We start from the raw sequence: 1062 nt of genomic DNA, 5'->3' as shown, positions 1-1062 counted from the left end.
GACAGTGTCCCGTGGGGTGGTGGACTTTGGGTCGGCGTGGGTTCACGCGTGGTGATCAACGAGTCATGGTGAATGCTAGGCGATTTGATGTTGTTTGGCCACGGGTTCAGCGGCGGCCTGTTTGGCGGCGATGACTGTGCGGAGCTCAGCCATGGATGCTTCGGACAGGTAGCGGCGGGTTACCTGCCATTCGTCGTGGGCTTCGATGACCACCGCGGTGGCCAGGCGCAGGAATGCTGCGGGGTTGGGGAAGATCTCCACGACGTCGGCGCGGCGTTTGATCTCTTTGTTGAGTCGCTCGATGGGGTTGTTGGACCAGATCTTCTGCCAGTGGGTGTGGGGGAAGGCGGTGAAGGCGAGCACGTCGGTCTTGGCCTCGTCCATCATCGCCGCGACCTTCGGGAAGCTGCCTGAGAGGGTGTCGGCGACCTGGTCCCATTGGGCGGCGACGTCGGCGGGGTCGGTGTGGGCGAAGATCGTCTTGACCGCCGCGGTGACCACTGGTGCCTGCTTCGCTGACACCGCGCCGTGCAGGTTGCGCATGAAGTGCACCCGGCATCGCTGCCAGGATGCCCCGGTGAACTGCTGGGTCACCGCAGCCTTGAGTCCGGCGTGGGCATCGGAGATCACCAGGTGCACCCCCGTCAGGCCGCGGGCCTTGAGCGAGGCCAAAAACTCCCGCCAGAACTCAAAGGACTCGCTGTCACCCACGGCTGTGCCGAGGACTTCGCGGGTGCCGTCGATCGAGACGCCGGTAGCCACCACCAGGGTCTGGGAGACCACATGCGCACCGACGCGCACCTTGGCGAACGTGGCGTCACAGAACACGTAGGGAAACGACGTGTGGGTCAGGCTGCGGGTGCGAAACGCCTCGATCTCACGGTCGAGGCCGGCGCAGATGCGTGAGACCTCAGACTTGGAGACACCGGATCCGACACCCAGTGCGGCGACGAGGTCATCGACGCTGCGGGTGGACACCCCGTGAACGTAGGCCTCCATGATCACCGCGTGCAGGGCTTTGTCGATGCGGCGGCGGCGCTCGAGCAGTGACGGGAAGAAGGA

Annotated in this window: 1 protein-coding gene; it reads right to left on the bottom strand. The window is 65.0% G+C overall.

Annotated features, from left to right (window positions below):
• Positions 1 to 75: 75 nt before the first annotated feature.
• Positions 76 to 1062, bottom strand: a 987-nt coding sequence (locus ABFT43_RS22640) for an IS256 family transposase (RefSeq protein ID WP_347962478.1), incomplete at its 5' end; no start/stop codon positions are given.

This window comes from Gordonia aurantiaca (genome assembly GCF_039939235.1).
In the GTDB taxonomy this organism is placed as follows: Bacteria; Actinomycetota; Actinomycetes; order Mycobacteriales; family Mycobacteriaceae; genus Gordonia.
This window is presented reverse-complemented; position numbering and strand designations above follow the sequence as displayed.